This window comes from Longimonas sp. (assembly GCF_040409695.1).
Taxonomy (GTDB): domain Bacteria; phylum Bacteroidota; class Rhodothermia; order Rhodothermales; family Salinibacteraceae; genus Longimonas.
The window spans coordinates 1-16334 of the sequence record NZ_JARWGJ010000037.1 but is presented as its reverse complement, the minus strand read 5'-3'; the positions used below and the strand labels follow the sequence as shown (position 1 = coordinate 16334).

At 61.0% G+C, this 16334-nt stretch carries 13 protein-coding genes; 4 read left to right on the top strand and 9 right to left on the bottom strand.

From position 1 onward, the window contains the following. Positions 1 to 31: 31 nt before the first annotated feature. Positions 32 to 2143, bottom strand: coding sequence for an Hsp70 family protein (locus PPP56_RS02155; protein WP_353562330.1), 2112 nt, complete (start codon positions 2141 to 2143; stop codon positions 32 to 34). Between the two features lie 445 nt (positions 2144 to 2588). Here PPP56_RS02155 and icd point away from each other — a divergent pair, with 445 nt between their 5' ends. From icd to PPP56_RS02140, 3 genes are all read left to right on the top strand, one after another. Next, complete coding sequence (gene icd / locus PPP56_RS02150) at positions 2589 to 3854, top strand: NADP-dependent isocitrate dehydrogenase (RefSeq protein WP_353562328.1); 1266 nt, start codon at positions 2589 to 2591, stop codon at positions 3852 to 3854. Between the two features lie 100 nt (positions 3855 to 3954). Next, a complete protein-coding gene (locus PPP56_RS02145) occupies positions 3955 to 4221 on the top strand; it encodes a hypothetical protein (RefSeq protein WP_353562326.1) in 267 nt (88 codons plus the stop codon). Next, complete coding sequence (locus PPP56_RS02140; protein ID WP_353562324.1) at positions 4193 to 4639, top strand: hypothetical protein; 447 nt, start codon at positions 4193 to 4195, stop codon at positions 4637 to 4639. The genes PPP56_RS02145 and PPP56_RS02140 overlap by 29 nt, the downstream gene beginning before the upstream one ends. Positions 4640 to 4730: 91 nt before the next feature. On the opposite strand, the gene PPP56_RS02135 is transcribed toward PPP56_RS02140, so the two are convergent. The 4 genes from PPP56_RS02135 to PPP56_RS02120 form a co-directional block, all read right to left on the bottom strand. Further along, entirely contained in the window at positions 4731 to 7814 is a 3084-nt protein-coding gene (locus PPP56_RS02135; protein WP_353562322.1) for an AAA family ATPase, read from the bottom strand. A 56-nt stretch (positions 7815 to 7870) separates the two neighbouring features. Beyond that, the gene (locus tag PPP56_RS02130) at positions 7871 to 9010 is read right to left on the bottom strand and encodes an exonuclease SbcCD subunit D (RefSeq protein ID WP_353562320.1); all 1140 of its coding nucleotides are present in this window, start codon (positions 9008 to 9010) and stop codon (positions 7871 to 7873) included. A gap of 84 nt (positions 9011 to 9094) precedes the next feature. Next, on the bottom strand, positions 9095 to 10207 hold the full coding sequence (locus tag PPP56_RS02125) for a tRNA-queuosine alpha-mannosyltransferase domain-containing protein (RefSeq protein ID WP_353562318.1): 1113 nt from the start codon (positions 10205 to 10207) through the stop codon (positions 9095 to 9097). A 61-nt stretch (positions 10208 to 10268) separates the two neighbouring features. Next, on the bottom strand, positions 10269 to 10505 hold the full coding sequence (locus tag PPP56_RS02120) for a hypothetical protein (RefSeq protein ID WP_353562316.1): 237 nt from the start codon (positions 10503 to 10505) through the stop codon (positions 10269 to 10271). 169 nt (positions 10506 to 10674) lie between these two features. Here PPP56_RS02120 and PPP56_RS02115 point away from each other — a divergent pair, with 169 nt between their 5' ends. Continuing rightward, a complete protein-coding gene (locus PPP56_RS02115) occupies positions 10675 to 11409 on the top strand; it encodes a ComF family protein (protein WP_353562314.1) in 735 nt (244 codons plus the stop codon). An 88-nt stretch (positions 11410 to 11497) separates the two neighbouring features. Here the strand turns inward: PPP56_RS02115 and PPP56_RS02110 are convergent, their stop codons facing one another. The 4 genes from PPP56_RS02110 to PPP56_RS02095 form a co-directional block, all read right to left on the bottom strand. After that, the gene (locus PPP56_RS02110) at positions 11498 to 11791 is read right to left on the bottom strand and encodes an isoamylase early set domain-containing protein (RefSeq protein ID WP_353562311.1); all 294 of its coding nucleotides are present in this window, start codon (positions 11789 to 11791) and stop codon (positions 11498 to 11500) included. A gap of 368 nt (positions 11792 to 12159) precedes the next feature. Next, positions 12160 to 13242, bottom strand: a complete 1083-nt coding sequence (locus tag PPP56_RS02105) for a M14 family zinc carboxypeptidase (RefSeq protein WP_353562309.1) — start codon at positions 13240 to 13242, stop codon at positions 12160 to 12162. 17 nt (positions 13243 to 13259) lie between these two features. Beyond that, positions 13260 to 14738, bottom strand: a complete 1479-nt coding sequence (locus PPP56_RS02100) for a potassium/proton antiporter (RefSeq protein WP_353562307.1) — start codon at positions 14736 to 14738, stop codon at positions 13260 to 13262. A gap of 46 nt (positions 14739 to 14784) precedes the next feature. Beyond that, on the bottom strand, positions 14785 to 16170 hold the full coding sequence (locus PPP56_RS02095) for a type IX secretion system plug protein (protein ID WP_353562305.1): 1386 nt from the start codon (positions 16168 to 16170) through the stop codon (positions 14785 to 14787). Positions 16171 to 16334 lie beyond the last annotated feature (164 nt).

Below are 16334 nucleotides of genomic sequence, written 5' to 3'. Positions count from 1 at the left end.
GTGCTATACACCCAGTGCTATACACCCAGTGCTATACACCCAGCACGATGTCCATAATTTCTGCTTCCAGCTGGTAGACCCGTTCCGAATCGTTGTCGGCCAGGGCGTGCTTGAGCTGATTCAGGCGATCGCGGAGGTGGCTGCTTTCCTGTGGAGACATCCGGCCCTGATCTAAAGCGGACTCGGCAATATCGATAAGCGATTTTACGTCTGAGAAGTGCGGGGCGTTCTTCCAGGACGCTTCGGGCGGCGCGCCTTGCGGAGAAGAGGAGGAAGCTGGTTTAGAAGCTGGTTTGGAAGTATCCGAGGCGTCGCCTGAGGAGGAGGCATCGACATCCTTCAGCCAGTCGACGTTGTCCCACTCCATGTCGCCGGAAGAGGTAGAAAAGCTCTTGGTTGTAGGGCCCCCACCAGGAGAGGGCGTACGCTGCGAATCTGGCTCAGGGTGTTCTCGTTGCGACCGGGCCGTAGGAGAGCTATTCGCGCTGGAACGGGCAGGGTTAGATCCTTCACTGGCCTGCGCAGATGCAGCGCTGTCGGGAGCCGGCCAGCTGAACGAGTCCGTACTCGAAGAGGCATTACTGGACGCTGACGACGGTGCGGCTCCTCGACTGGCCTGTACTTTGCGGCGCGAGCGGGCAATAGCCTCATCATCCAGTCCGGCATGCGCTTGAAAGGTGTGCTCGGTATCGGTTCCTGGAAAGGTCACGGAGATATCGAGCATGCCGTTGGGATTGTAGACGTAGGTGACCTCAATATCGTTGGTGTCAGCCGCTTCGGGAATGTCGATGGTACGCTCGGCCAGGCGTGTGAACCCTTCTTCAGTGTTCGGTTCTTCGTTGATCTCGGCCTGTACAGACCCCGACTGCGAGTCGCGCTGGTACACGTGCAACGTGACGGAGGACTGCCCCTGTGCTGCCGGGGTGTACTCGCGCGTGTGCTCTTGCGAGACTTTACTGTTGGTCGGAATGATCTCTGAATACTGCCCGTCTACCATCTGCCCATAGTGGTTGCGCACTACGACGGTGCCAAGCGACAGGGGGCACACGTCCTGGATAGTACGGTCGGTAAGACCATCGATGATGGCGGTCTGTACGGCAGCACCCATTGCGATGACCTTGTCGGGGTCGATCTGCTTGTGCGGGGCGACGCCCATAAGGCGCTCTACGAACTGCTGAACATATGGGATGCGGCTGGTACCGCCCACCATAAGCACCCGGTTAATATCTGAGCGGTTGAGATTGGCATCAGCCAGAGCCTTTTCGATTGCGGCTTCTGTCTGCTCAACCAGGGGGTGGATCAGCGACTCGAACGTGTTACGTCGCACATCCACCTGCAGGTTGATCGGGCTGCCATCACGCACCATAAAGTAGGGGATGTTCACGGTCGCATGCGTGCTCACGCTCAGGTCTTTCTTCACGGCCTCGCATGCAAAGAGCAGCCGGTAGTAGTTGCCCGAGTCTCTGATAACTTCAATGCCATGCTCGGCTTCAAACTTTTCGGTGACGTGCTGCACCAGCGCTCGGTCAAAGTCTTTTCCACCAAGATCCGTGTTGCCCGATGAGGCCTTCACCTCGACCATTGTGCCTCTATATTCGACAATGGATACGTCGAAGGTACCTCCGCCAAAGTCATAGACCAGGATCGTTTCGCCGTCGAGATCTTCGTCATATCCGTATGCAAGAGCAGCGGCAGTCGGTTCGTTGATGATCCGCTCGACCGTCATGCCTGCAATTTCGCCGGCCTGTTGGGTAGCTCGGCGCGCCGGATCTGGAAAGTTGGCGGGCACAGTGATAACGCATCGGGTGACCGGCTCCCCAAGCTGCTGTTCTGCGCTTTCCTTCAGGTGCGTCAGGATCTGCGCCGAGATCTCGGCGGGCGTGAACCGGTGCTCGCCCAGCGTAAACTCAACGTCTTCGCGCATGTAGCGTTTGACCTGTTCAACGACAAGATCGGGGTCTGACTGAGCAATCGACTTTACGCTTTCGCCGACGACCGGCTTATTGGTCTTGCGATCAAACCCGAAGTAGGAGTCAACAATCGCATGGCCCCGCGCATCTTTAAGCAGTCGAGGGCCCTCTTTCGCGTCAAAGATGGCGATTTCGGAGGTGGTGGTGCCAAGGTCAATGCCGACGAACGCCATACAAATAGTAGATACTGTTAGCAGATACTGTCTTGAATAGATGCGTTGTACAATCTCCAAAAGAGAAGAGGGAGACAGAGTTTCCACGCATCGATCATAAAACCGCATTTCCTGTACGTAGCGCGGATGACCGCCTTGTAAGCCGGTATGAGATGAGAACTGGTATGGTGATGAGAAGGTTGCAGCAGGGGCGGCATGGCGGACGGCTGGCAAGTAACACGACAGACGACTGCCGAGGCAGGGCCATGCATGCTTCAGCACGATGCGTGAGGAGACAGGGGATGGTCTTTTGGTCTAAGATTTTTGGAATCCTAACCATATTGGTCAGGTCGCTTTCCTACACTGTAATAATGCATCGCAAAAAAATACGTATCGATGCCTGGCCAGCGCGCAATGTGGCGCCCTGGCAAACTCGCTTATACCGACTTATTGTATAGAGACGCTTATGCCTACGACTCCATCGTTCGACCAGATTACACCACCGACAGATGGCGACGTCATCCGTAAAGACGGTGACGCGCTCCACGTGCCCGATCGTCCGATCATACCGTTCATCGAGGGCGATGGCATTGGGCCGGATATCTGGGCGGCTGCGCAGAACGTGTTCGATAGCGCCGTGCAGCATGCCTATGGCGACGATCGTGAGATCGTCTGGATGGAGGTATTTGCTGGTGGCAAGGCGCAAGACGAGTACAACGAGTGGCTGCCCGAGGACACGCTCAAGGCGATTGAAGAATACCTCGTTGCGATCAAGGGCCCGCTCACTACACCCGTGGGGGGAGGCATTCGGTCGCTGAACGTGGCCCTGCGCCAGCAGCTCGACCTGTTCGCCTGTGTGCGTCCGGTTCGTCACTTCGAAGGCGTGCCTTCGCCGGTTCGGGAGCCTGAGCTGGTTGACATGACGATCTTCCGTGAGAACTCAGAAGACATCTACGCAGGCATTGAGTACCGCGAGGGATCGCCCGAAAACGATAAGATCAAGCGGTTCCTGATTGAGGAGATGGGCGCAGATACCATCCGCTTCCCTGATTCTACGGCGATCGGCGTGAAGCCGATCTCGGAAGAAGGCACGAAGCGCCTGGTACGCTCGTCCATCGACTACGCCATCGAGCGCGGCTACGACAGCGTGACGCTCGTGCACAAGGGCAACATCATGAAGTTCACCGAGGGCGCTTTCCGCGACTGGGGCTACGAGGTGGCGAAAGAAGACTACGGCGCCGAAGACCTCGACGGGGGTCCCTGGCAGGTCATCACGCTCGACGACGGCCGCGAGATCATCGTAAAAGATGTCATCGCCGACGCGATGCTGCAGCAGATTCTTACGCGTCCGAACGAGTACGATATCATCGCCACGATGAACCTGAACGGCGACTACATCTCTGATGCTCTCGCGGCCCAGGTAGGCGGTATCGGCATTGCGCCGGGGGCGAACATCAACTACAATACGGGCCTTGCGCTCTTTGAAGCGACGCACGGCACCGCGCCGAAGTATGCGGGCATGGACAAGGTAAACCCAAGCTCGGTCATCCTTTCCGGGGAGATGATGTTCCGCTACATGGGCTGGGGCGAAGCCGCCGACCTGATTATCGAGGGCCTCGAAACCACGATCAAACAGAAGCGCGTGACGTACGACTTTGAGCGTAACATGGAGAACGCCACGCTATTGAAGTGCAGTGAGTTTGGCGAGGCGATCGTAGAAAACATGGCATAAATACGATCGGTTCGGAGCCTGTAGGCGAACATGTCGATGGGCTTCGTGCGTATAGAAACGGCAGTAAGGCGGGCGAACACCGGTTCGTCCGCCTTTTTGTATGCTTCTGCGCGCAGAAGTAAACACGCTGCCAGTCAGCATGAGCCGTCTGCAGCCGACCTGCGGAGGCTCCTCCGTGCAAGCTACTGCTTCCGGGCACGACGCGCTGTTTGCGAACGGCTTACGGAAGCCGATGTCGGTGCCCCCTGTGGTGCAGATTAAGCAGACTAAGCAGATTAAGACGCAGATTACGGTGCAGGCCGCAATCCCTCTACTTGAGTTAACTTTTCTTGTCGCTTATGGCTTCTCGTACTACCACGTTCATTGACGACGAAGCGCAGATGTTCACGGTACGTGCCCCCGCGCACATCCCCGAAGCCGCTATCGAATCCAGTCATCATGACTTTATCGCCGATCACTGGGTTGACCTGGCTGCCGCGTCGTACATGGGGTTCCAGCGCCTGGGTATCGGGCTGGTTGTCGTGCAGGAACGTCCTTCAGTTGACGAAGCGGTTCAGATGGAGGCGCATACCATCGGCTACGCGCAGGCCGACGGCATGTGGATCAAGAACCGGGCTGCCCATCTTCCTACAGAATGGATGGATACCCAGCTGCAGTCGTACGACCCGAATGAATCGGTGCTGGCGCTTTTCGTAGAGAGCGAAGACGTGATTCGCGCCTACGCGGTAAGTGCCCAACCGTCTCCGCCCAACGCCCTGCATCAGGCCCGTGCCCAGCTGAACTGAGAAGTTGAGCCGACACGTTACACAATAATCGGGACTTGATCGGGTTTGCGTAAACTGCGAGAGCACGCGGGGCGGCCCAATCCGGGCCCAGCTATACCTCTACCCGCAGGCGGCTGCCATCCTGCGCATCCCGTACGGTAAGACGAGCCGGCAGCCGGCGCTTTAGCTCGGTTACGTGCGAGATAATGCCCAAGAGGCGGCCCTGCTGGCGCTTCTGCACGTCGCTTAGCACGTCGAGTGCGCGTTCGAGCGTGTCTTGGTCGAGCGTACCAAAGCCCTCGTCGATAAAGAGCGTGTTCAGGCGGCGGCCGCCCGTGCGGCGCTGCACCACGTCGCTCAGTCCGAGGGCCAGCGAGAGCGCGGCGTTGAAGCCCTCACCGCCCGAAAGCGTGCTCACCGGACGCTCCTCGTTGGTGTAGGCATCGTGCACGCGTAGGTCGAGTCCACCACTGCGGCGGGCATCGCTGAGCGTCGTAGCGCGCTTTAGATGGTACTGGTTCTGCGACATCCGCTGCAGGTGCGTATTCGCGACCTTCAGCACGTCCTTTAGCCGTGCGGCCAGCACGTAGCGCTGCAGGCTGATGTTGCGTTCGTTGCGCCCTTTGCCCCCGGCCACCTGACTCAAGTGACCGATGCGCTCGACCCGGCGCTCGGCTTCGGCGGCCTGGTCTTCAATCTTCTTGAGGCGCTTGAGCGCACGCCGTAGGCCGTTGCTCGTGCTCTCCAGCCCCCCGATCTGCTGGTCGAGCTCGCTGAGCCGGGCTTTGAGCTTACGTACCTGCTCCTGAGCGCCCTCCACATCCGGCGGCTCAATGTCTTCAGCGCGTGCCCTGGCCGTCTGTAGCTCCGATTGCGCGGTAGACCACTGCTTATCCACCGCCTGAATCTCGTTGCGCAGGGCCTCCAGCGCGTCGGCCTCCATCTGGGCGTCCTCGTACGCCGTGCGGTCTTCAAACCCCTGCTCGTGCAACGCCTCCCGAAACGCTGTTTCAGCCTCCTGATAGGCCTCATGGGCAGCCGCAGACTGCGCACGAGCGTTTTCCAGATTCGCCTCGGCCCGGGTGTGCTCGGTCTTGGCCGATGCCATCTGCGCCTCAGCCGCCTCCAGCGCTTCGGTGTAGGCGTCAAGCTCGTCCTGGAGCGTAGCGATGCGTTCCTCCAGCTCCTTCGTGGATTCGATCCCCTCAGGCACGCTATCCGCCAGGCGTTCAACGTCGCTGGCCGCCTTTTCATGCGTGCTCTTGGCCTCGCGCACCGCATCCTTCTTCGCATCCAGCGCCTCGCGCTTGGCTCTCAGCGTCTCGCTAACGGCATCGCGGCGTTCCGTCGCTTCCTCCACCGTTGACTGCGCCTGTTCGGCAGACGCAAGGGCCTCTTGGGCGTCCTGGTGCTTCGCTTCAATTTCAGCTACCGTATGCTCGGTTAGGATAGCATCCGTATCCTGAAGCGCCTCAACCCTGCTGGTGTACTTATCCACGGCTCGCTGGGCCGCTGTCTGCTTCTTGCGAGCGTCCTGCAGCGCGGATTCTGCGTCGTCGAGTGCTTCTCGGGCTCGTTCGAGCGTCTTTGCATCGGGTACGTCGCGCGTTGCATCAGCAGGGGCCGGGTGGGCGGTCGACCCGCAGACCGGACACGGGGTGCCCGCCTCCAGCTGGGCGGCGAGCACGCTGGCAAAGCCTTCATCGCGGGCCCGCTCCAGCTCGCGGACCTGTTCTTTCTTTGCATCGCGCACGTCTGCATGCCGCGCAACCCGCTCCTGCGCCGCTGAAAGCGTCTCTTCGGCCTCCTGCAGCGCCTCGTTCGTTTGGGCCAGCTGACGCGCATTTTTCAGCCGCTGCTTCCACGTTTTCACCGCCGACGTGCGCTCAGGTACCGCCTCGGCTTCCTCTTTGTGCGCCTCAATAACCGACTCCGCTTCGCTGATCTGTTTCTCCAGCGCTTCGATATTATCCAGAAGCGCCTCTTTTTCTTCGACAGCTTCGTTATAGGTTTTCCGGGTGGATGCGCGCGTTTCTCTGGCCTCGGACAGCGCCGCCACATCCAATCGGGCGGCGTCGAGCGTGTTAATCTGGGTCTCTAAGGCGTTCCGTTCCTCGCTTTTCGCCTGCTCGCGCTCCAGTTCGGATTGGGCGTTGTCGCGCGCCTTCTCGGCTTCCTTGTATGCCTCTTGCGCGTCGCTTCGGGCCTCCTTTGCACGGTCTCGGGCCGCCTTCTGGTCGCGCATGCGCACCGCTGCGCTCTCGATACGCTGCGCGCGTTCGGCTGCTCGCGCCTGGGCCTTCCGCACATGCTGCGCCTCCTGTTCGTCGCGAAGCGCCTCAACGCGTTCCTGCGCCTCTTCGACCGCATCCAGCAGCTGCTGCTGATCGCGGGCCGTCTGCAGAGCCTCTTCCGCATCGCTCAGCCGGGCAGTTACGTCTGCATGGGTGTCGCGGGCCTCGCTGAGGGCTTCGGCGCACGCTTCCTGCTTCGACCGAAGCGCAGCGGGCGTTTCTACGTCGTGTTGCGTCAGCAGAGCGCTGCGCTGGTCCAACAGCGCCTTTGCATCCTGCTTGGCCTCGGCATGCATTGCTTTGAGCTCGTCTTCCAGGTCGGCAAACCGCTCCGTATCAAACAGCACCTTCAGGATGTCTTCGCGCTTACTGGAGTCGGCTGCGAGGAACGCACGGAACTGGCCCTGCGGCAGCACCACCACCTGCCGAAACTGGTCGACCTGCAGCCCCAGCAGCGACTCGATGCGGTCGGTGACGTCGCGCTTGCCCTCGGCGATAAGTGTACCGGGGGCGTCGCGCTTGGCATCGCGATCGATGTCGGTGCGGTCGTAGAGCTCGGCATCGGGGCCGCGGGTGGTGGTGCCCTCTCCACGCTTCTTCGCCAGCTCCATGCGCGGACGCCGCCACACGCGGTAGCGTTTGTCGCCAAGGCGAAAGTCGAGCGTGACCTCGGTGGGATCGTCGGGGGTGGCGTAGTGGCTGCGCAGGTCGGTGGCGTCGCGCTCCGCTCCCGAGGATTCGCTGTAGAGGGCGTAGCAGATCGCATCCAGCACAAACGACTTCCCGGCACCGGTGGCGCCATGAATCAGAAAAAGCTGGTGCCCGGCAAAGTCGGAGAAGTCGACATCCTGAGGGGTGGCGTATGGACCAAACTGTTTGAAGCGGAGGCGTTCGAGCGTCATAGCAAGGCAAGAAGTTGGGAAGCGGGGAGAGAGATGCAACGCACTGCAACGGACTCCTACGCGTTGCGGCGATTGGCATCGATGCGTTCGAGGGCGGTGTCGAGAATCGGGTGGTCTTCGTCGTCGAGGTGCGTTCCGGTGGCGTAGCGGTAGAACTCGCGGAAGATATCGGTTGGGCTGTCGTCGTCGGAGGGTGGTACGAGGTCGTCGTCGGCATCGATCTCGACACGCGGAAACTCGATCTGGAGGCAGTTCGGGTAGACCTCGCGCAGGCGCGCCATCGCGTCGGTAACCGGCCCCCGGTTGGTGAGCGTGATCTTCAGGTAGTCGTCGGCGTCGGGATCGCGGGTGCCCCGGTCAAGGATCTCATGAAAGTCGCCTTCGATGCAGCGCAGATCACGGGGCGGCGTAAACGGGACCGGTTCGACGGTACAGGCGCCCTCGGCATCCATATCGACTACATAGAACGACTTGGTGTGCCTGTGTTCGCTAAAGGAGTACTTCATCGGCGAGCCGGCATAGCGAATATGATCCTCGCTCACGCGCTGCCGCTGATGCAGGTGACCGAGCGCCACGTAGTTGAACCCGTCAAACAGTCCGGTGGGCACCTGTTCAGCCCCGCCCACAAGGGTGCGCTCCGAGTCGCCAATCGTGCCGCGATGCGCGAAGATATGGGCAACTGCTATGGAGCGTGCGTTTTCGGGAATCTGCGGGCGCAGGTGGTCGAGTTGAGCAGATACAACGTCTTCATGGGATCGAATAGACGTATCTGAGTCAAACGCCTGGCGCGCATAGGCCGGTTGGGCATAGGGAAGTCCTGCAATGTAGACCGGGCCGTGCTCATCCCGTAGCACAACAGGATCGGTGCGGGGGTGGCATAGCACATGCAGGCCCTGGCGCTCGAGGATGGTAGAGCCAAAGTCGAGGCGGTCGGGGCTGTCGTGGTTGCCTGCAATCATAAAGACGGGCAACCCGGCATCGACCACGAGGCGAGAGAGGACTTCGTCGAGTACCTCTACGGCTTTTGAAGGAGGCACCGCACGGTCGTAGATGTCGCCCGCCACGATGATAGCGTCGGGTTCATACGTCTCGGCGGCGTCGACAAACTGGTTGAGGACGGCAGCCTGGTCTTCGGTCAGGTGCTGGCTGTGCAGGAGCCGTCCGAGATGCCAGTCGGCGGTGTGGAGGAAGCGCATGGCGGGTATGAAGGGTTGTGAGGATGGCTGGTTAGAGGTGGGAGAGGCAGACGTCGGCTAACACGGGTAGCTATCATGGGTCAGCTATCCCAGCGCAGTAAAGGCGCGGTCGAAGGCCGCAGCGCGGCGCGGCCAGTTGAATCGGTCTGGAATATCGTGCAGGGTGCGTCTGGGAAGCGGACGAAGGGTGCCCGATAGAAGGCCTTTGAGTAGAGCAAGGGCGTTCTTTGGCGTATCGTAGAGGGTCGGGGCATGAAGGAGCGGGTTGTGCAGGCGGGCGGGCATCAGTTCGGGATAGCTGAGCCGATGGGGCAAGACCGGGTGGCATCCGCAGCGAATGGCCTCCATAACCGAGAGGCCAAAGAACTCGTGGTGGGCCGTCGACACAACGACATCGGCGCGGTGAAGAAGCTCGGTGTAGACATCGGGGTCTTCCACAAAGCCCATGTGCAGCAGGCGGTCGGCAAAGCGGGTGCGTAGCGCATCGAGTGGTTCGGGCGTCTGGCCCACCGCTCGTCCGGTGACGATGAGGTGGAAGGGCACCGCTGCGTCGTCGAGCCCTTCGACGAGGTGGAGCAGCCCCTCCGGGTTTTTGTCGAAGGCCCAGCGTTGATTCCAGAGCAGAACGGGCGGGGCGTTGTGCGGGCGAGGATGAGGCGGGCCAAGGCGCTCCAGGTCCATGCCGAGATGCATCACCTGACTACGCGCTGCGATGGGGTCGACCAGTGCGGCAGCGGGCGGATCCGGGAAGCGGTTCAGGAAGTCCGGCAGCGCCTCCAGAAAGTCGGTGCGGTGGAAGTCTGAGTTAAACCAGCAAGCGTCGGCTGCGAGCGCCGATCGGTAGTTCATCAGCGCGTAGGTGCGCGGCGCTGCAGCTCCGGGCGGACGCGGGTAGGTGAGCTGGTTTTCGTGGAAGTAGAGCACGACCGGCACGTCGGAGAAGTGCGGGCGCACAAGTGCGAGAAAGGAAGGCAGGTCGAGCATGTCGGAGGCGAACACCAGGTCGGGGGTGCCTCGTTCGGACACGACGTGCCGGGCGTGCTCTGCGAGAGACACCGCGGCGGCATCCATGCGCCAGCGCCAGTGGCGTCCGGGTAGGGTGCAGAACGTGTACTCGTGGGCCGAGTGCGCACGGAGCCCGTCCAGGAAGCGGCGGTGCGACCCTCCGTACCACGGTTCCACGACGAGGATATGCATGGATGCAGACCGGTAAGAGAGCCCAGAAGAGAGATAGAAAGAGACGTACTACTGAAGGGAGCTAAGACGTTGCGAGCCGGTTGGCGAGCGCTTCGTCTTCTTCCTTTGTTGCGGGGCGGACGATAGCGATAGCCCGCACCTGCAGCGCTTCGCGAAGTTTGGGGTCGCGCACTTCCTCAGGGGTGATGAATTCCTCTTCACCCGGCCCGAGCTTGATTACGCGCGATGCCATAGCAACCTGTTCATCGACAGATCCGGTGTTCTTAATGAGCATACCACGGCGGTCACGATCAGCCATAGGGATGAAGGCAAGCGTTTCAGGGGAGGATACGAGGTAGATCCGTAGACTTTTACGGTTCTATAGTATATCATACAGGAGCGCCCAACGCACATGCAAACGACGAATAATTGCGTAATTGAGCTGGGGGCGTTTGCAGCGGACTACAGAGGATCAAGAGGGAACTGTGATGCGTGCTCAAGAAAATCAGTTCGACGAAACCGCGCCCGTGCGAACGGGATGGCTTCGCGCATGCCTGCATGGGGCACTGGGTGTGCTCTACCCCCCACAGTGCGTGGAGTGTGGAGTACGAACGGCTGCACCCGACGTACCGCTGTGTCCGCGCTGCGCGGCCGGTATTGAGCGGGCTACACCGCAGGCGGTGGGGGAGCGCCTGCAGCGTCTTGCGGCTGCTGATGTGATTGCCGATGCCCGAAGTCTGTGGGTCTTCGACGCGCAGGGCGCTCTGCAGTCGGTGCAGCACGCGCTCAAGTACCAGAACCAGCCACATATCGGGCACACGCTCGGGCGGTGGATGGCCGATGTCGTGCCGACAGAGGCGTGGATGCCAGATGGATTCGTGCCGGTGCCGCTGCATCGACAGCGCTGGCTGGAGCGCGGATACAATCAGAGCGAAACCCTTACTAAAGGGCTCGCGGAGGCGACCGGTGTGCCATCGTGCCCCGACATCCTGGCTCGCGTACGGCCCACGGCCTCACAGACCGGGCTGGCCCGGACCCAACGATGGCGAAACGTAGCCGGTGCGTTTGCCGCTTCGCAGCCCGACCGTGTCGCCGGGCAGGCATGGGTTGTAGTCGACGATGTACTCACAACGGGGTCGACCGCCGCGGCGGCAGCTCATGCGTTGCTTCATGCGGGAGCCAGCCAGGTCTTCCTGTGCACGCTCGGAATGGCCCGCACGTAAGCCATACGTATAGGCCATTCTAAGAGGCCCGTGAGAGACCCGCGGTATTCCAACATGCGGGCTTTCGCAGGCTTCTATGTGTGCACTACTACGTGTGCACTACGCTATTTTCTTCAAAGAAGGGGTTCGAGGCGTAAGCGTCGGCATCGGGATCGTTAACCCAGGCTTCGCTGTCAACCCGGTAGCGAAACTCGTGCTGGGTGTCGGGCTCCAGGGAGACCGCAGCTTTCCACACGTCGCGCGACTTTACGTACGTCATGGGCAGCTCACTGGGATCCCAGTCATTGAAGCTTCCAGCCACAGCGGCATGATCGTCGACCATGTCGCCAGGAAGCTCAAACGTGACTCGGACAACCGTCTTGTACTCGCGTTTCTTTATCATTGTGATGTACTTCAGTAAAGGGAGATAGTAGCGCTATGCCGCTACTATACTGCGCGGGCTGCTATGTTCAAACAGAGGGGTGCTAAAAAGCGCTTCCTTTCATAGGATTGTCATTATATGCGACAGGATGCGGTGTCTAAGGAGCATCGAGCGGCTCCTGTATAGCATAGTTATGGTGCCTGTGTGGCATGGTGCCAGGGTAGCGCGGCCCCTATCTAAAGATGAGCGAACGAACAAGGAATTACAGAGCTGGCTGTGGGAGCGCCGACGCTTGGGGACCACAGTGTACCACAACGGCCTAAGGGACGCTTCGTGCATTGTTTTGTGAGTCGTGCTCTGCACCGCACGTCCTTACCTTATGCAGCATCTTATGCAGCACGGCAGGTAGCTACGATGCCTCCGATGACATGTCCCTGTATCTGCATTGCGGTGTGCAGCGGGAGCGGGCGCAGATCAAACGTGTCGATCGTGTCTGACGTATCGTGCTTTTTGAGTTCCTGTTGGATGCGGGGGAGCGCCTCTTTAAAGTCGGTATAGCGCGGCGGCGGACCGCCAACTGGAGCAGCCGAGTCAAGCACAAACAGCGGCAGTTCGGTGACGACCGAAAGCGGGGTGCCGCCGAGCGAAGCAACAAACTCCATTGAGCTATCCAGAAAACGGCTGGCCATCTCATCGTCGTTCTGGGCGTGGAAGTAGGCGCGCATCCCGCTGCCACTTGGCGTGGTGGCAAACCCGGGGCCAAGCCAGAAGAAGCCTTTCTCCCCCTGGCGGTTGTGATCATGCATCCCAAGCCCTGCTTCAGCCACAACGGTCTGGTAGCGCGTCTGCAGCGCCTCAGTGCGGTAGCCCCAGTGTGGATGGATCAGCAGCAGCGCACCGGCGGCAACACCCATGCCGTGCGCGCTCAGGTGCGCGTCGAACGGACCCTGGACGCGCAGAAAGTCGCTTACGATCTCATTTTCCTGGCGCATATCCGGAAATCCGAACTCCATGTCACGTCCAGGAAGCTCGCGCACGCGGTGGCGCAGATAGGATTCGGTGCTGGGCCACTCCTCGATCCACAGCTGGTTGCGCGCCTCACCGTCGGGGTTGGTGTGCGGCACGATCGTCCATCGAATGCCCGTGCGCCAGAAGGTGTCGGGCGTCGTAGAAAGCAGCTGATCGACGAGGTAGCGCAGCGTTTCGGGGCCTACGGGCTCATCGGCATGGTTGCCCGCGATACAGCTTACGTGCAGCGGACCGTCGCCTGCGGTAACGCCATAGATGGGCCGCTCTTCCTCGCTGACGCCGAGGTCATGAAATGTGACGTCATTGCTCCCGTCGCAGGCCTTGCGGTGGTGGGTGTAGGCCGCGTCTTGCGTCTGGAACGCAACCGTATCGGGGGTGATCGGCGCCGTAAAGGCGTCGCCCCACCGGGCAGCAGCGGTAAGCGTGTCGTTGTCAGCAGCCATAAGCTAAGCGTGTCTGGTCAGGTAGAGACTTCAGGCGTTTCAGGAGGCGCTACGAATGCATCGGGCGGACGTTCGCCGTCGGCGTTTTCTGTTAGTACGTAGACATGATCGCCCGGCTGGAAGCGGATGTGCCCGCGCGGCGCTATGAGGGTGCCGTCGCGGACCAGGGCGGCAACAATCATGTGTGGGGGAATGGCGATCTCAGCAAGACGTTCGCCAACGGCGGGGGCCTCGGCTTCGAGGAGTACGTCGAGGACGGCGCTGCCGGGTGGGGCAGCGCCGGCCAGCTCGATGCGTAAGGGAGGCGGTGGTGGAGCGGTCGTGGCCAGGCCCAGCCACCGGCCCACCGGCACGATCGTGAGGCCCTGTAGGGCTGTGCCTACAACCACGCAGACAAAGGTGACGTTGAAGATGAAAGTGCTTCCTGGCAGCTCGTTCACGAGCGGCACCATCGCGAGGATAATCGGAACGGCGCCCTTAAGTCCGGCCCATGAAAGCAGCGCCTGCTCGCGGAGCGAGAAGCGAAAGCGCTCACCCACCAACCGAAGTGGAGCCAGCGTAAGCACAACCGATACCGGACGCGCCACGAGCACGAGTCCAACGGTAAGGAGCAGAGCTGCAGGGATATGCGGAATCAGGTCGGCGGGGACGACAAGCAGTCCGAGCAGCAGAAACATCGAGATCTGAGCGCCCCAGGCTACGCCATCCATGAAGTTTTGGATGTTGTGGCGGTGCACGAGGGGCGCATTGCCCAGCACCACGCCCACCACATAAATTGCCAGGAAACCGTTGCCGCCCACAAGGTCTGTTGCTGCGTACGTAAGGAGTCCACCAGCCAGGGCCAGCACGGGATAGAGGCCGGGACTGTCGATGCGCACCTGGTTGATTAGCAGCACGAGTCCGCGCCCCATGCCGTAGCCCAGCACAGCACCGACAGCCAGCTGCAGCACGACGCCCCCGGCCATAGTGCCAACCGAGGCCGTTCCGGTTGTGAGCGCCGAGGCGAGGAGGATCGTAAGGTAGATGCTAATGGGATCGTTGGTGCCCGACTCAGTTTCAAGGACGCCCTGCAGGCGCTTGGGAAGCCCGCATCCTTTCAGTACGCTAAACACGGCAGCGGCATCGGTAGGAGCCAGAATGGCCCCGAGAAGGAGTCCGCCCAGCAGGTCGAGGGGCGTTAGCCACCAGGCAATCAGGCCCATCACGCCGGTTTTGAGGAGCACCCCGGCGGTGGCAAGAAGTCCGGCAGGCACGAGAGAGGCGCGAAAGAGGGCTGCCTCCATGTCGAGGCCGCCGCTCAGAAGGATGACGGCCAGCGCGAGCATCCCGATATTGACGCCCAGCTCGTAGTTGGTAAATGGTACGCCGGCGCTGCCAGCGGCTACACCGATTCCCACAAACAACACCAGCGCCGGTACGCCCGCTCGCTGAGCTACGCCTGTGCTCACAATAGCCGCGATAATCAGCAGGCTGGCAAGGAGAACGTACAGGCTCATGATGCAGGAAGGCTACCAGCGAGAAAAAAGACACCGAGAGAGCGCGTTAAAACCGGGAGCGTGCCGTCTGAACGTGTAGCAGCCGGTCGGTGCCGAGCGAGGCATCGCGGTAGTAGACAAACGTGATGTACCGGTTCTCGCGGCGCATTAGCTGCTCTTGCAACAGGGATTGCAGGTCGGGGTCGGTAGAGCGGTAGCTGTACTCGTGCATGCCCTGCTTCATACGGGCGGTGGCGACGTAGCTCGCCGTCGTGGCATCCCACGACATGCGGAGGCCCTCGTCGCTGTGCAGGAACGGGCCCGTTAAGAAGACATCGCGGCGTGAAGCAGCCGGCTCAGGCGGACGCAGCGTAAACTGCACGTCTACGTACTGCGCAGAGACCTCGGGGTCAGAGAGCTGGCGCAGTGCGGCACGCACAAGGGTCTGCCCGTCGAGCGGATCGAAGCGGTCCTCGCCAAGAAAGCGGGCGTCGTCGGGCTCAATTTCAATGCGAGGCGGCCGGCGGGTACGGTCTACGTGCGCGATGCTCCGGCTTGTGCGCAGGTTGCTCAGGTCGACCACGTTCGGGGCGGTGGTGGGAGCATAGGCAGACGCACGGTCGAGCTCAAACGCCAGCGCAGGCTGCTCGCTCAAGAGCGGACGCTCGCTACAGCGCGGCGCTTCGCGCAGTCCGTTGCGTGCGAAGCAGACTGTGTACCCGAACGGATTTCCGCGCAGGTCGGCTGGCGGGGTGAAGAGGAGCGAGGGCTGTTGCAGGGGTAGGGGCTGTCCAGGACGGCGGAGCCCCTCGATATCGATCTGTCCTGAGGCGCGTTGCTCGGTAACGTAGAACGCGCGCTCGAACAGCACGTCGTTGCGGCGACCCTGTTCGGTAACGCGCACGATGTAGTTGCCGCTCACGGTGAAGCCGATTGTGTCGTTTGGGAATTGGTACCGGTAGTGCATATAGGGCACGTCGGTGCCCCGCGAGGGGCGATAGTCGAGCACAGCGTCGTCGATGAATCCTTCCATGTACTGCGACGGGCTCAGGTCGCGTTGCCAGCTTCGATCGGCATGGAAGAAGTAGACACTAAGGGGGCGCCCGTCCTCGGTCAGGAGGTCGAACGCGAGCGTGAGCTGGTTGCCCGCGTCCATCGAAATGATCGGCAGGGCCCGCTCGTCGTTGCTCTGGTAGAGCTGGATGGTGTGTACGGTGGTGTCGGTCGGGGCCAGCGTGGGGCGTAGGGGCGAGGCGTCGGTCTCGCTGGCCTGTTCGTCGTGCATCTCATCGGTCGACGCGCACCCTGCAAGCAGGGCCAGCAGCAGCAACCCGAGGCCCAGCATGTGAATCAGGCTGCATGAGGAGAGGCCGATTGAGCCAAGGAGCGCGCCAGCAGAAGAGGACGAGGAGCCTTCTGGCTCGGGTGGGGGACACGATGAACAACCAAACATGAAAAGCGGCTATTGAACGAGGGAATCAGCAGCGCGATCGTGAGCGCTATCGTATACGAAGACAAGGTAGTGGGTAGACGCTAAGTGATAAGGCTATCAGACACTGCAGGTTTGTCTTGTTCAAACCCCCTCTCCCTTTGGGCATCTCCCCCTTATCTAAGGGG

Excerpts from the sequence above, each read along its gene's own strand:
- PPP56_RS02155 (WP_353562330.1), bottom strand. The coding sequence starts at position 2,143 with ATGGCGTTCGTCGGCATTGACCTTGGCACCACCACCTCCGAAATCGCC.
- icd (WP_353562328.1), top strand. The coding sequence starts at position 2,589 with ATGCCTACGACTCCATCGTTCGACCAGATTACACCACCGACAGATGGC.
- PPP56_RS02145 (WP_353562326.1), top strand. The coding sequence starts at position 3,955 with ATGCTTCTGCGCGCAGAAGTAAACACGCTGCCAGTCAGCATGAGCCGT.
- PPP56_RS02140 (WP_353562324.1), top strand. The coding sequence starts at position 4,193 with ATGGCTTCTCGTACTACCACGTTCATTGACGACGAAGCGCAGATGTTC.
- PPP56_RS02135 (WP_353562322.1), bottom strand. The coding sequence starts at position 7,814 with ATGACGCTCGAACGCCTCCGCTTCAAACAGTTTGGTCCATACGCCACC.
- PPP56_RS02130 (WP_353562320.1), bottom strand. The coding sequence starts at position 9,010 with ATGCGCTTCCTCCACACCGCCGACTGGCATCTCGGACGGCTCCTGCAC.
- PPP56_RS02125 (WP_353562318.1), bottom strand. The coding sequence starts at position 10,207 with ATGCATATCCTCGTCGTGGAACCGTGGTACGGAGGGTCGCACCGCCGC.
- PPP56_RS02120 (WP_353562316.1), bottom strand. The coding sequence starts at position 10,505 with ATGGCTGATCGTGACCGCCGTGGTATGCTCATTAAGAACACCGGATCT.
- PPP56_RS02115 (WP_353562314.1), top strand. The coding sequence starts at position 10,675 with ATGCGTGCTCAAGAAAATCAGTTCGACGAAACCGCGCCCGTGCGAACG.
- PPP56_RS02110 (WP_353562311.1), bottom strand. The coding sequence starts at position 11,791 with ATGATAAAGAAACGCGAGTACAAGACGGTTGTCCGAGTCACGTTTGAG.
- PPP56_RS02105 (WP_353562309.1), bottom strand. The coding sequence starts at position 13,242 with ATGGCTGCTGACAACGACACGCTTACCGCTGCTGCCCGGTGGGGCGAC.
- PPP56_RS02100 (WP_353562307.1), bottom strand. The coding sequence starts at position 14,738 with ATGAGCCTGTACGTTCTCCTTGCCAGCCTGCTGATTATCGCGGCTATT.
- PPP56_RS02095 (WP_353562305.1), bottom strand. The coding sequence starts at position 16,170 with ATGTTTGGTTGTTCATCGTGTCCCCCACCCGAGCCAGAAGGCTCCTCG.